General features: G+C 69.9%; 1 protein-coding gene. It reads left to right on the top strand.

Annotated elements, in window-relative coordinates:
• Positions 1 to 244: metal ABC transporter permease (locus tag RISW2_RS23170; protein WP_043775998.1), on the top strand; the 244-nt coding region annotated here is incomplete at its 5' end.
• Between the last annotated feature and the right edge of the window lie 238 nt (positions 245 to 482).

The raw sequence follows: 482 nt of genomic DNA, 5'->3' as shown, positions 1-482 counted from the left end.
GATCGGGCTGCTGATCGGCCCGGGCGCGATCGCCTTCCTGCTCACGCGGCGTTTCAGCGCCATGCTGTGGGTCGCGGTCGCCGTGTCGCTCGCGGCCTGCCTGGCCGGGACCTACCTCAGCTTCTTCCTCGACAGCGCGCCGGCCCCGACCATCGTCGTGGTGTTGGCCGCCGTCTTCATCCTGGCGCTGATCGGCACCCGCGGGCAAGGCGCGCGGGGCGAGCATCAGCCGCATCCGGGTTGACGCGCCGCGTCTGGCCCGGCATCCGCCAGCGGACGCCGGGCCGGACGGTTCGAAGACATTTATTGCATCGGCCCTGTCGATGTGCGCCCGGCTCGTTCGTCGTAGTGCCAGGGGTCCTCTCGATCCCCTCTCCTGGAGAACGGCATGCGCAAACTCATCGTTTCCCTCTTCACCAGCCTGGACGGCGTGGTGCAGGCCCCCGGTGGGCCGAATGAAGACCCGTCCGGCGGCTTCCGGC

The organism is Roseivivax isoporae LMG 25204, assembly GCF_000521865.1.
GTDB lineage: Bacteria > Pseudomonadota > Alphaproteobacteria > Rhodobacterales > Rhodobacteraceae > Roseivivax > Roseivivax isoporae.
This window is presented reverse-complemented; position numbering and strand designations above follow the sequence as displayed.